The sequence below is a fragment of the Candidatus Roseilinea sp. NK_OTU-006 genome, from assembly GCF_012931985.1.
In the GTDB taxonomy this organism is placed as follows: Bacteria; Chloroflexota; Anaerolineae; order J036; family Brachytrichaceae; genus JAAFGM01.
In genome coordinates, this window is sequence record NZ_JAAFGM010000046.1 from 1 (window position 1) to 12,909 (window position 12,909).

The 12,909-nt window shown below is 60.6% G+C and carries 14 protein-coding genes; 3 read left to right on the forward strand and 11 right to left on the reverse strand.

All coding sequences use genetic code 11. The features are described 5' to 3' along the window. Positions 1-141: 141 nt before the first annotated feature. The 11 genes from purB to GXH28_RS14660 form a co-directional block, all read right to left on the reverse strand. Complete coding sequence (purB, locus tag GXH28_RS14610) at positions 142-1,509, reverse strand: adenylosuccinate lyase (RefSeq protein WP_240550432.1); 1,368 nt, start codon at positions 1,507-1,509, stop codon at positions 142-144. Between the two features lie 42 nt (positions 1,510-1,551). After that, positions 1,552-2,427: a carbohydrate ABC transporter permease gene (locus GXH28_RS14615; RefSeq protein ID WP_169239762.1), complete on the reverse strand. Its 876-nt coding sequence runs from the start codon at positions 2,425-2,427 to the stop codon at positions 1,552-1,554. Beyond that, positions 2,427-3,269 (reverse strand): carbohydrate ABC transporter permease, encoded by an 843-nt coding sequence (locus GXH28_RS14620; RefSeq protein ID WP_169239773.1) that lies wholly within the window; start codon positions 3,267-3,269, stop codon positions 2,427-2,429. The genes GXH28_RS14615 and GXH28_RS14620 overlap by 1 nt, the downstream gene beginning before the upstream one ends. 159 nt (positions 3,270-3,428) lie before the next feature. Then, entirely contained in the window at positions 3,429-4,859 is a 1,431-nt protein-coding gene (locus GXH28_RS14625) for an ABC transporter substrate-binding protein (protein WP_169239763.1), read from the reverse strand. A gap of 93 nt (positions 4,860-4,952) precedes the next feature. After that, the gene (locus tag GXH28_RS14630) at positions 4,953-5,276 is read right to left on the reverse strand and encodes an L-rhamnose mutarotase (RefSeq protein WP_169239764.1); all 324 of its coding nucleotides are present in this window, start codon (positions 5,274-5,276) and stop codon (positions 4,953-4,955) included. A 114-nt stretch (positions 5,277-5,390) separates the two neighbouring features. After that, a complete protein-coding gene (locus tag GXH28_RS14635) occupies positions 5,391-6,227 on the reverse strand; it encodes an amidohydrolase family protein (RefSeq protein ID WP_169239765.1) in 837 nt (278 codons plus the stop codon). A gap of 58 nt (positions 6,228-6,285) precedes the next feature. Beyond that, on the reverse strand, positions 6,286-7,242 hold the full coding sequence (locus GXH28_RS14640) for a hypothetical protein (protein ID WP_169239766.1): 957 nt from the start codon (positions 7,240-7,242) through the stop codon (positions 6,286-6,288). Positions 7,243-7,285: 43 nt separating this feature from the next. Next, positions 7,286-8,320, reverse strand: a complete 1,035-nt coding sequence (locus tag GXH28_RS14645; RefSeq protein WP_169239767.1) for a cobalamin-independent methionine synthase II family protein — start codon at positions 8,318-8,320, stop codon at positions 7,286-7,288. Between the two features lie 73 nt (positions 8,321-8,393). After that, positions 8,394-9,257, reverse strand: a complete 864-nt coding sequence (locus tag GXH28_RS14650) for an SDR family NAD(P)-dependent oxidoreductase (RefSeq protein WP_169239768.1) — start codon at positions 9,255-9,257, stop codon at positions 8,394-8,396. 21 nt (positions 9,258-9,278) lie between these two features. Beyond that, on the reverse strand, positions 9,279-10,355 hold the full coding sequence (locus tag GXH28_RS14655; protein WP_169239769.1) for a Gfo/Idh/MocA family protein: 1,077 nt from the start codon (positions 10,353-10,355) through the stop codon (positions 9,279-9,281). A gap of 22 nt (positions 10,356-10,377) precedes the next feature. Continuing rightward, complete coding sequence (locus GXH28_RS14660) at positions 10,378-11,052, reverse strand: FCD domain-containing protein (RefSeq protein ID WP_169239770.1); 675 nt, start codon at positions 11,050-11,052, stop codon at positions 10,378-10,380. Positions 11,053-11,171: 119 nt separating this feature from the next. Here GXH28_RS14660 and GXH28_RS14665 point away from each other — a divergent pair, with 119 nt between their 5' ends. From GXH28_RS14665 to GXH28_RS16545, 3 genes are all read left to right on the forward strand, one after another. Then, a complete protein-coding gene (locus GXH28_RS14665; RefSeq protein ID WP_169239771.1) occupies positions 11,172-12,173 on the forward strand; it encodes an SDR family oxidoreductase in 1,002 nt (333 codons plus the stop codon). Between the two features lie 150 nt (positions 12,174-12,323). Next, positions 12,324-12,659: an ATP-binding cassette domain-containing protein gene (locus GXH28_RS16540; RefSeq protein ID WP_169239761.1), complete on the forward strand. Its 336-nt coding sequence runs from the start codon at positions 12,324-12,326 to the stop codon at positions 12,657-12,659. Next, on the forward strand, positions 12,632-12,909 hold a 278-nt coding region (locus GXH28_RS16545; protein ID WP_240550434.1), incomplete at its 3' end, for an SCO family protein. The genes GXH28_RS16540 and GXH28_RS16545, both read left to right, overlap by 28 nt.

Below are 12,909 nucleotides of genomic sequence, written 5' to 3' on the forward strand. Positions count from 1 at the left end.
GACCTACACCGTGGATCACACCGCCGATACGTTTGTGCTTGACGCTCAGGGACGCTGGCGCTTCGCCTACGGGATGAAGACGCCGACCGAAACGGTTGTGCGAGAGGTGCGCAAAGTGATTCGCGGGACATGAGGCCGACATCAGTCCGCATCGGTGCGGCACACCTGATCCACCATCTCGCGTGCCAGACCGATGTAGCGGGTTGGATCGAGCAAACGGTCTAGGTCGTCAGCAGAGAGATGCGCGCGCACAAGTGGATCCCCGGCTAACACCTCACGAAACGAGCGTTGGGTTTCAACGGCACGCATCGCACAGGCATAAACGACGTCATGCGCCGTCTGACGTCCCACCGCCTGTCCGAGCGCGAACATGACAGCCTCGGACATCATCAACCCTTGCATCGCGTCCAAGTTAGCACGCATGCGCTCCGGATATACGTGCAGGCCATCCAGCACGCGCAGGGTAAGCGCAAGCGCGCCATCGGCCATGACGCAGAGCTCTGGTAGATAAGCCCATTCCATGTGATTGACGGCCCAGTCACGCTCATGCTCTGGAATGAGGCCGTCGAGCGCTGTGCGGGCGCGGTCGAAGCACAAGCGCGCCAATGCAACAACTGCCTCACACAGCATCGGGTTGCGCTTGTGCGGCATGGTGCTGCTGCCCACCTTGCCTTCTGCCCACGGCTCTTCCAGCTCCATCACCTCGCTCTTTTGCAGAGCGATCACTTCGCGGGCGATCTTGCCGCAGCTTGCGGCCATCATCGCGATGATGCCGGCGAATTCGGCGAAGCGGTCGTGAGCGACATGCCAAGTGATCGTCGGCACGCCGAGCTTGAGATGGGCCATCATGCGCCGTCGAATCTCGAAGCCGTGCTCGCCGACGCCGGCCAGCGTACCCACTGCGCCACCGAATTGGCCGACGAGCACGCGCGGCTTGCACTCGCGCATGCGCGCAGCATGCCGACGAAACTCATCGAGCCAGATCGCCACCTTGAAACCGAAGGTGATCGGCAACGCATGCTGGCCGTGTGTGCGGCCGGGCATGATCGTCTCGCGATGGCGCTGCGCAAGCTCGGCCAACGTCGCTTCCAAGCGGCTCAGGCGCTGCTCGAAGATCGCGATCGCATCCTTGATCTGCAGCACGAGGGCGGTGTCCATGATGTCTTGCGTGGTCGCGCCCCAGTGAATATATTCGCCGGCATCGCCATCGCAGATGGACTTTAGCGCGCGGATGAGCGGCACGATAGGGTGTAGCGTGTGGTCAATCTCACGCTTCATCCACGCCGTGTCAATCAGCGCTGCCTTGGCCTTGCGCGCAATTTCCTCCGCAGCCCATCGTGGGATCACGCCGATCTCCGCTTCGGCCTGCGCTAAGGCGGCCTCTACATCGAGCCAACGTTGCAGTAGCGACTCATCGTTGAAGATCGCGCGCATCTCGTCCGTGCCATACAGGTCTTTCAGGAAGATGGAGTCGGTGATGTGGGATGGCATGCGGCGCAGAGCTAGCAATTAGAGATTAGAGATTGGGGATTAGAGATTGGAGGTTGAATCCTACTTCACCGCGCCAAAGGTCAGGCCACGCACCAGGTTGCGCTGTACGACGAACACGAAGGCGATGGCGGGGATCATCATGACCGTTGCCATCGCGGCCATGCCACGCCAGTCAATGGTGAACTGGCCGGTGAAGTCGAACAGGCCGACCGGCGCCGTTTTGGAGTTGACGGTGCGCGTGAGCACACTGGCGATCTGAAATTCGTTCCATGCGGCCAGGAAGGCGAAGATGGCGCTGGCGGCCAGGCCCGGCAACGCCAGCGGCAGATTAATGAGGGTGAACGTCTGCCATTCGCTGCAACCGTCGAGTTGCGCCGCTTCGCTCAGTTCGGCGGGAATCTCGCGGAAGAAGCCATCCATCAACCACACCGTGAACGGCACGTTGACCGCGACATAGACGATGATGAGGCCGAGCTGGGTATCAATCAGCTTGAGCGGCCCGGCCTGGCTGATGCGCGCGAACAACAGGAATAGCGGCAAACTGAGGGCGATGCCCGGCACAGCGCGCGAGAGCATGATGCCCAGGAAGACTATATTCTTCCCCCTGAATCGGTAGCGCGCGAACACATAGCCGGCCATGGTGCCGAGGGCGACCGCGATCACCGTGCTCACCAAGGCGACCACGGTTGAATTCAAAAAGTAGCGGTCGAACGGAATTACCCCTGTCATCTCGGTGGCCTGGCCGAAGAGCGGCTTGAAGCCATCCAGCGTCAACTCGCGCGGAATCCACACCGGCGGCTTAGCGTTGACCTCCACCGGGTTGCGCACCGACGTGAACACCAGCCACAAGGCCGGCACGAGCATGATAACCAAGATGAGCCAGACCAAGACATCGAGCAGCGCGCTCGACCAACGGCGGCGAGATGAATGGCGCATCAGAGAATCCTCGACTTCAACAATTGGCGGAACAAGTATAGGGTGAACACAACGGTGACGATGATCGTCACAAACGACATCGCCGCGCCCGAGCCGAACCGGGCTTCTTGGATCGCCACCCGGGGCACATACGTCCACAGTAGTTCGGTGCGATGCGCCGGCCCGCCGCCGGTCATGATCGAGACAATGTCGAACCCGCGGGCGACATCCAGCGAGAGTATCGTAAGCGCGATGGTGATGAACGGCCCAAGCAATGGGTAGGTGATCGCGCGGAACTTCTGCCAACTGTTCGCGCCGTCCACGTCAGCCGCCTCATATAACTCGGGCGAGATAGAAAGCGTGCCGGCCAACAGGATGATGGCGACCACCGGCGTATTCATCCACACGGTCGCCACGCCGATAGAAAACATCGCCAGCCAACGGTCCACCAGCCAGGGGATCGAGCCGTTGAGCAGCCCCAGCGACGTGAGGATATTATTCACCAGTCCCACCTGATCGTTGAAGAACCAGCGGAACTGGAAGCCCACCATCACCGGCGCAAACATCATCGGCACCATCAACAGGGTTCGCAACAACGGCTGGCCACGGATCGTGCGCGCCACGGCCTGAGAAAGAAATAACCCCATCAGAAAGGCTGCGTTGACAGTGACGAACATGAACAAGAGCGTGTTGATGAAGGCCTGGCCAAAGATGGGGTCTTGTAGCAAGCGCCGGTAGTTCGCGAAATCGTTCCAAGCCGGGATCGGCCGGAGCAGCGTGTATGAGGTGAATGAAAGATAGAACGAATAGACCAGCGGGAAGGCGACGACGAAGGCGATGATCACCAGCGACGGCACCAACATGGCGACGATGAACCCGGATGCGCCGGAACGTCGCGCCGACGTGAAACGCCTCTCCAAGGCCGATGCCTGTGTGAGTTGCGCCATAGCTCGGATGGCCCTCAGCTCCGAGGTCGGCAAAGCGCCTCGGAGCTGAGGATTATCCCTGAGATCAACCGTCGTCTACCTGTTGTAGTAACCGGCTTCAGCCAGCATCTTCTCGACCTCAGCGGCTGCCTCGTCCAGGCCCTGCTTAGCGTCAAGGTCGCCGAGCATGATCGCCTGCAGCTTGGGGGTCAGGATGTTGGTCAACGGAATCCATTCTGCGATTAGCGGAGGTGCAAAGAAGTCGTTGGCGATCGCAGTCTGGGCGATCTCTAGTCGCTTCTTGTCCAGCGGGTTGTCGCTCTTGGCGGCGTCGGCGATGAGGCGCGCCCACACGCTATCGCGCACCGGCAGGAAGCCGAGCTTCGCCTCCTCATACATGATCTTCTCCGAGGTCAGGAACTTGATCAGCGCCGCCGCGGCTTCCTTGTTCTTGCTGCTGGCCGGGATGCTGAAGGCGTGCGCGCCGGCCCAGCCGCTGCGAATGCCACCTTCACCCACCGGTTGGCGAATCAGATCGAACTTGCCGGCCACCTTGCAGTTCTTCGGATCCTGGAAGTAGGAATACCAGCCGAACCATTCGTTGTGCACGGCGATGTTGCCTTGGCAGAAGTTGTTGGCCACGCCATCCCACAACAGGCTGGTCATGTCCGCCGGCACCAGCTTGCGCGCATAGAGTTCGCGGAAGAATTGGGCCGTCTTCACGCCGGCTTCGCTGTTGAAGGCCGGCTTGAAGTTTTCATCGAGCATCTTGCCACCGTTGGCCACCAGAATTTCGTAGAAGCGGCCGCTGAGCGCCTCTTCCTTACCGGCGAAATTCGTGCCGAACAGTCCGGGCTCCTTACCTGTGAAGAACTCGGCGTGATCGAAGAATTGCTTCCAAGTCTCGGGCGGCGCGAGGTCGTAGCCATACTTGGCCTTAAACTCGGCCTTGTATTGCTCGTTGCCGTATAGGTCGGTGCGGTAGTGGACGACGCTAATATCGGCGTGGCGAGGGATTAACCAAAGGTGACCATCGCGCGTAGCGCTCTTCAGAATGGCCTGCGAGAAATCTTTCAGCTCCTCCTGAGTGAAGTAGTTCTCCAGCGGCTCCAGGAAGGGGATGTATTGTGAGAAGAACGAAGTGTGATCCCAGACCACATCGTAATCGCCGGTGCCGGCAGCGAAGTCGGTCTTGAGTTTCTTGTCAATCTCGAAGCCATCGCCCTTGTACACGATCTCCACCTTCGCGCCGGTGGCGGCCTCCCAGTCTTTGATGGACTCGTACATCTTCTCGTATTGGCCACCGCCGATGAACGCGGCACGCAGTGTGACGCCGTCGAATCGGCGATCTACGCCGGCCACCTTGGGCTCATCGCCGGACGGCTGGGCGGGCGCTGCCGGCGCGGCCTGGGTAGGCTCGGCGGCCGGCGGCTGAGGCGCTTGAGGTGCGGGCGACGGCGGTGCTGCGCATGCCGCAAGGACTGCACCGACGGCGAAGAGCGAGGCGAATAACTTGTGTTTGGACATATCTGGAAACCTCCTGGTCTTTACGAGATGCGAAATGATCCTGCGCGCAAGGGTGAATCCTCGCGCGCCGCAATCCAACCCAAACAGCACCGGTCAATCGGTATGGAACACCTCTTCCATCGTGTGCCAGTGCTCACCCGGCTTGCGGCCCTCGACCGGCACTTGCATCGGCATGCAGATGGCCCACCATTCCTGTGTCATGGGGTCGGCAGCCATCTTCGCCATGTCGGCCTCAAAGTCATCGCCTACATACTCAAAATAGGCGAACAACAGGTTGTCGTATAGATAGATCGAGTAGTTGCGGATGTTGCACTCTTTGATCTTGTTGAGCACTGCCGGCCATACCGCCGCGTGCAACTGTTTGTAAACCTCAATCCGATCCGGCTTGATGCCGATCACCTGTCCAAAGCGTTTCATGGGACTCCTTTACGAATTGGTGTCGGTTTCGTCTAGCTGGTGTTGGTGGTGTTGCCGGTGTCGTTGGTGTCGAGCGACACTGGTGACACGACCGACGCTACGACACTAGCGACACTACTCGACGCGATAGACCTTTTGCGCCGTGCCGCCCAGCACCGCGTCAATTTCGGCTTGGCTGCGCCCTTTGAGCGCCTCGTTTGTCTCACGCCACACCTTCGCGTAGTCGCCGGCCAGGATAGCGACCGGCCAATCGCTGCCGAACATGCAGCGATCCACGCCGAACAACTCGATCGCAGCGTCAATGTGGGGCTTCAAGTCGGCGGCCGACCAGTTCTGCCAATCTGCGGCGGTGTTCAGACCGGAGATCTTCGCGTAGACGTTGGGGTACTGCGCACAACGCGCCATCGCCGCGCGCCACTCGTCCATCTTCTTCTCTTTAATCGGTGGCTTGGCGAGGTGGTCAATGATGATCTTCAGCTTGGGAGCGTGCTCGGCCAGGGTAGGCACATGGCCGATGTGCTTAGGGAAGATGGCGACCACGTCAAACGTCATGTCGCGCTCCTCCAGCAGCTTCAAGCCTTGCAACACATCCGGGCGCACCAGCCAATCCGGATCTGGCTCTTCGTGATTGAGATGGCGCACGCCACGCCATTTTGGATGCTTGCCATACCGGTCGAGTAGCTTAGCCGCCTCGTGATGATCGTAGAGTGGCACCCAGCCCACTACCGCGCCGATCCACTCGTAGCATTCGGCTTGGGTGAGCATCGAGACGGTGTCCTCGTTGTTGTTGGCGCTCTGCACGAGCACCGTGCGGTCAATGCCGGCGGCCTTCAGTTGCGGCTCCAGGTCCTGCGGGGCGAAGTTGGCGTAAATCGGCCCATAGGCCGGCACCAGCCATGTGTATTCAACCTTGGCCAGATTCCAGAAGTGTTGGTGTGTGTCTATCCTCATCGCGGTCTCCTCATCAAGAACTCAGAGTTCGAAACTCAGCAGACAGCGGGCGCGCGCCTCACGCCGGCTTGACCAAACCGGTTCTGGGATAGTGATAGGCGCGCGTCTGGCTTTCGTCTTTGTAGACGTACCAAACGCACGGCGCCTGATGATCCAGCGTGTGATCGAGCGGACGCAACGGATGGCCGCGCCGCCGCCCGGGCAGCCATTCCATCGCAATGGCACAGTGGCTGCAATACCAATGCACGCCGACTTTGCCCCAGGTCCAGTCGTTCGGCTCGCGGTTGACGCCGTCGGTGCGATAGGCGGGGCGGCCGGTCTCCGGATCACCGCGCCGCAACACGCCGCCTGTGCCGCATGGGTCAAACGCGATGACGAAGCGATCTTCCTCTTCGCGCACGATCACGTCGCCTTTGCGCGAGGCGCCGCTCAGATGGCCGCGCATGCCCTCTACCGTCAGCGCCACTTTCTCCCACGGCGTCATCTGATCCCACGTCGCGTAGCGGTCGCCCCAGATGCTCTGGTGCGTCTCCAGAATCGAGTCCAGCACGTGCTGCTCGGTGGTCTTGGACAAGTAATTCAGCATCTCATTGATCCAGGCCACGAGCACGTCATGCGGGATTTTGAACTCCAGCCACAGGCGTTCCAGCGCAGCCGAAGCGCGCGATGCGTCGCCGTCACGAATGGCTGCTTGCAACCGCCGCAGAGGCGCAACGCCGAACTCGAAGTCGCGCCAAGCTTTGCAGATGGCAGCAGAAAGCGCCTGAGCTGTGGGCTGGGCCGCGTGAGCGTCGCGCACGATCATGAACCGAATGATGTCCTGCGCCCAGGTCATTAGAATGTCATGCATGATACACAGCTCTTTCAAGTAATAATCGGATAGAGCCAACGCCTCCTCGGTGCGTCCGGTGGTGAACGCATCCTCCAGCATGGCGTAGGTCGAACGGCCGATCGTGTCAACGTCATCCATACGGATGACACGGCCGAGCTTGTCGTTGTATTCGAGCTTCAACATCGCTTTTAATCGTGAAGGGCAGCGCTCTGCGGAGCTTTGTAATTCAGCCCATCAACTCCTTTCGCACAATCGCTGCGCCTTTGACCATTGCTTTCATCTTTTCGACGGCCAGCCAGCGCGCCGTCTGGCTGAAGCCACAATCGGACGAGACCCAAAGCTTCTCCGGCTTGACGTAGCGCAGGAGCAGCCGGATGCGCTCGGCAACCAGCTCAGGTGTCTCCAGCGAGCGACCCTTCACGTCAATCACACCGGCGCACAGGATCTTGTCACCGCCGTATTTGGCCCAAAGGTCGGCCTCCCACATGCAGCGGTTGGCGAACTCCATGTGCACCACGTCCACGTTCATCTGCTCGAGGTAAGGGGCGATGTGTTTGTAGGTGCGGTCAGAGGTGGCCGGGCGTCCGCGGAAGTTGCCGAAGCACAAGTGCACGCCGATGGTGGCGTTCACGCCTTCCACACAGGCGTTGTACATCTTCACAAACTCCGGCATGCCACCGGGCATCGTCCAGAACGCCGGCTCGTCGAACTGGATGTGGCGCGCGCCGGCGGCCACGGCGTCTTTCAACTCCTTATTGATGAACGGCACCAATGCCCAGGCCACCTCGCCCTTGTCCTTGTACACCTTGCCGGGGTCAATGCGAAAGGCTTGCGTGAGTGGGCTTTGCAGCGCCGTGATGAACGGCTTGTGGGTGCGCGTCTTGATGTAGCGCACTTCGTCCACCAGGCCGTAGCCGTTCGGCACGGTGAGCGGTTCGACGGCGCGAAAGGCGTCCAACTGGTCCGGGCCGGGGTATCCGAGCCGCCGCTCGAAAGGAATTTTCTCCAGACCGGCGATGCGCTCGTGGAAGTTCCATGTGAAATCGGCCCGAAAGAACTCGCCGTCGGAGATGATGTCCACACCCGCCTCGGTCGCATCTTGGATGGCGATATTCACGGCGTCCATCAACGTCTCGCGGATGTCCTCTGGCCCAACTTTGCCCTCCGCTATCGCGTCGCGGAAGACCCAGATCCAGCTTGGCACGCCGGCGCTGCCGACGAGCTGCGTAGGAAGCAGGGGAAGATCAGTGTAGGTAAGCATGGCGTTGTTGTCTTGCGTCCTGCGTCTTGCGTCCTGCGTCCGACGTAAGACGTAAGAAGCAACTCTCAGTCGGCTAATCCATCTCTAACCCTCCATCCACGTTGAGCGCCTGGCCGGTGATGTAGTCCGCATCGGGCGAGCACAGAAAAGCTACGGCCGCAGCAATATCCTCCGGCTGGGCGGCGCGCTTGAGCGGCACGGTCTCGATGGAGCGACGAATCCACTCGCCAGGCTCCAGCCCCCGCATAAGCTGGTTGGCCTGGTCTATCTCTTGCCACATCGCGGTGAGCACGATGCCGGGGCAGACAGCGTTGACGTTGATGTTGTAGCGCGCCAGCGCCAGCGCCGCCGAGCGGGTGATACTGATGACAGCGGCTTTAGTCGCAGCATAGTGAGTCGAGTTGGGCCGGCCGCTGCGCCCGGCGACCGACGAGAAGTTAACGATCTTGCCGAAGCTGTGCGGCGCGCGATCGCTGTTGCGGATCTCCTCAGGAATCTGCGCGATCATCTGACGCGCCACGGCTTGCAGGCAGAAGAAAAGCCCGCGCTGGTTGACACTGACGATGCGATCCCAGTCCTCCTCCGTCAGATCGAGCATCGGCTTGGTCTGCACGCGGCCGGCGTTGTTGACCAGGATATCTATGCGGCCAAAAGCGCGCACCACAGCATCTACCATCGGTGGGATCTGGGATACGTCGGATAGATCAACCGGATACGGCATAGCGGAAACGCCGAGCGCCTGTACCTCTTGCGCGGTCTGCTGGGCGGTGCCGGGGTCGTATTCCGCAATCACAACATGCGCACCTTCGCGCGCCAGCCGTAAGGCCACCCCTTTGCCGATACCGCGACCGGCGCCGGTAACGATAGCGATCTTGTCTCTCAGCCGCTGTTCCATGGTGTCATCGCACACGGAGAACGAGAGAAGCGGAGATTGCATTCGTTCTCCGCTTCTCTGCGTTCAAATCTCTGCCGGTCTGATCGAACGATTCTCCGCCGCCGAGCGATAGGCCGCCTCGACAATGCGCAACGTGTTCAGGTTGTCGGTAGCATCGGTGGCCGGCGTGCCATCGGCCTGGATCGCCTCCATGAGCGACGCCATCGGGCCGATGAACGCATCGGGGATCCACATGCCCTCTAAGGGGACCACATGCCAATCTTCTGGCTTGTCGGCGTGGAGATGAACTTCAAACGTGTCGGGGCGGCCGTGGGGATAGTTGTACATCAAGCCGATGGTGCCCTTGATGATGCCCTCGGTGCCGAGGAAACGAAAGATCGCGTAGCCGTCGGGGCTTTCGTCATGGTGATTGACAGCGACCATGGCCTGCAGCCCATCGGCGTAGTCCAGAATCGTGATGGTTTTGGTCTCTGCTTTGGCACCCTGCTTGGGATACTTGGCGTGGCGGCTGGTCACCCACGCCGGGTCACCGAACAGGGAGCGCATGGCGTCGAGGTAGTGAATGCTGTGATATAGCACCTCGAGCCGGGGCGATTCGGCCAGCCAGGGCCACATGTGCCAGGGAGTGTTGGTGCTCACCTGAATCTGGGCGTCGGTCGGCTGACCAATCACGCCTTTGGCAATCAGGTCGCGCGCGGCGGCGATGCCGGCATCCCAGCGCATCTGCTGATTGACTGCGACTTTGCGATTGGCGCGCCGGCCAGCCTCGGCGATGGCCACAGCATCCTCGAAGGTGTCCGAAAGCGGCTTCTGGCACAGCAGGTGTTTGCCGGCGGCCAGTGCACGCTCTGCGATCGCGCGCTGGTGCCATGGCTGCACAGCGATGTCCACAATCTCGACGGATGGATCGGCTAGCAGATCGTCAAGTTGTTGATACACCCTCGGGATGCCGTGCGCCTCAGCCGTCTTGCGCGCTGCTTCAGGGTTCACGTCGTAACAAGCGACGACTTTCAAACCATTGTTCTTGTAGGCGACGAGATGCGCGTAGTTGACGATGCCGCCGCAGCCAACAATACCGATACCGTAGTCCGTCTTAGGCGGGAGTTTAGGTTTGTAGTCGGGGTTGATCGTTCGCGTCATGGCGTCTCCATCCATGTTGCAATCAGCCAGCGAAGCTTTTCTTTTCGGCAAGCCGGGCGCGCAGCACCGGCACGAGGCCCCTCACTGTCTGCCTGACGTTGTTCCTGACCGCACGCGCGGCAGCCTCGGCGTCGCTGGAGATGCACAAGCTATAGATGCGCTTGTGCTCCCGCAATGCGCGCGGCGCACGATCGGGCAGATAGGTATAAAGATGCCGGTAGCGGCTGGAGCGATCCCACAGGCCACGAATCAGCTCAACCAGAAGACGGTTGTCGCCGGCTTCGTAGATGATGAAGTGGAAGTCGCGGTTGAGGTCGAGCAACTGCGCGTAATCGCCGGATGCGGTCGCCTGTTCCATCTGTTTGAGGCGTTGGCGTAACCGGGTTTTATCCTCCGCCGAAAGCCTCGGTACGGCCAGCCGCGTCGCTGATTCCTCCAGTAGCTCGCGCACAAAATAGATCTCTTTGACCTCGGCGAGCGACAACTCGGCAACGTAAGCGCCTTTGTGCGGATACAAGCGCACGAACCCTTGCGCTTCGAGCTGGCGCAGGCTCTCGCGCACCGGAATCAGGCTAGCGCCGAACTCTTCGACCAGCATCTGCTGATCGAGCTTGGCGCCTGGCAAATACGCGCCGCTCAGGATGCGCTCGCGAATGCTGCGCGTGACGTAGTCGGTCACAGTTACCGGGACACTCACTCTCACGTTCATCGTAATAGTTTAATAATCTATGAAGATCAGGCCAGATAATAGTAAAGCATGCGCAAATGTCAAATCAGGGGTGACAAGCGCTACGACATCACACACAATAGCGACCTATGAAAGTCCTCTTCATCGGTGGCACCGGCGTCATCAGCTCTGCATGCACCCAGCTCTGCATCGAACGCGGGCATGAGCTGTTCATCCTCACCCGCGGCCAATCGCACAAATACGATGCGCCGGCCAGCGCATTTCCGCTGCGCGGCGACATTCGCAAAGACCCGGACGGCGTGAGCAAGATGCTCGCGGATCATCAGTTCGATTCCGTAGTGGATTGGGGGGCATTCACACCAGAGCATATCGAGCAGGACATCGCCCTGTTCACCGGCCAGACGCGACAGTTCATATTCATCAGCTCGGCCAGCACCTATCAGAAACCTCCGGCGCACTATCGCATCACGGAGGACACACCGCTAGTCAACCCACACTGGCAGTATTCACGCGACAAGATTGCCTGTGAGGAGCGCCTGATGCGTGAGTTCCGCGAGCGCGGCTTCCCGGTTACCATCGTGCGCCCTTCCCTCACCTACGGGCCGTCGAACATCCCGCTGGTGCTCGGCAGTTGGCAGCACCCCTGGACGATGATGGATCGCATGCTGCGCGGCCTGCCGGTCATCGTGCCGGGCAACGGCACGTCGTTGTGGACCGTGACATGGAAAGGCGATTTCGCCAAAGGGGTGGTCGGGTTGCTGGGACGCGAGCAACTGGCCGGCCACGCCTTCCACATCACCAGTGACGAGACGCTGACCTGGGATCAGATCTATCGCGAAGCGGCACACGCGGTCGGCGTCGAGCCGAAGATCGTGCACATCGCCTCGGACTGGATCGTGGCATGCCGGCCGGAGTTCGAGGACACGCTGCTGGGCGATAAATCGCACAGCGTGGTGTTTGATAACAGCAAGATCAAACGCTTCGTTTCGGATTTCGTCTGCAGCGTGCCGTGGGCCGAGGGCGTGCGGCGCAGCATCGCCTGGTTCATGGCCGACCCGGCGCGGCGCACAGTGGACGAGGCCCACAATCGCATGCTGTACGAGCTTGTTCAGGCCTATCTCGGCAGCTAACCATGCCACCCTAGGCTAAGCAGGTGCTCCATGCGAGCGCGGAGCTGATGAGGCCAAGTCATATGACCCGGGGGTGACTTTCGGCACCACACCCGCACGACCATCTCGTTATGCTCCCTGCAGACGAAAAGCTGAAAGAGGAGCAGCGAGATGGACACGATTGTAGAAGCCAGAGACTTGGCCAAGCACTACGGTGACGTCATCACTGTTAAGGGCGTTTCATTCGAGATCAAGCGTGGTGAGATCTTCAGCTTGCTCGGACCGAACGGCGCAGGCAAGACCACGACGATCTCGATGCTCTCTACGCTTTACACGCCCACGCGCGGCGATGCGATCATCGCCGGCCACTCCGTGGCGCGCGAACCGATGGCCGTGCGCCGGATCATCGGCGTCGTGCCCCAGGAGCTGGCGCTCTACGAAGACCTCGCCGCCCGCGAGAACCTCGCCTCTGGGGGCAAATGTACGGCTTATCCGGGCGCACTTTAGGCCAGCGGATAGACGAAGCGCTGGCGCAAGTCGGGCTGGTCGAACGCGCCAAGGATCGCGTCAAGACCTACTCCAGCGGTATGAAGCGCCGCCTCAATATCGGAATCGGCCTGATCCACAAGCCGCAGCTCCTGGGCAGCGTCACCCGGCTGAGCGACCTGCGTGGCAAGATGGTGATGCTGTTCTTCGGCTACACCCATTGCCCGGACGTTTGCCCGCTTGCGCTAAGCGAGATGCGCAAGGTGAAGGC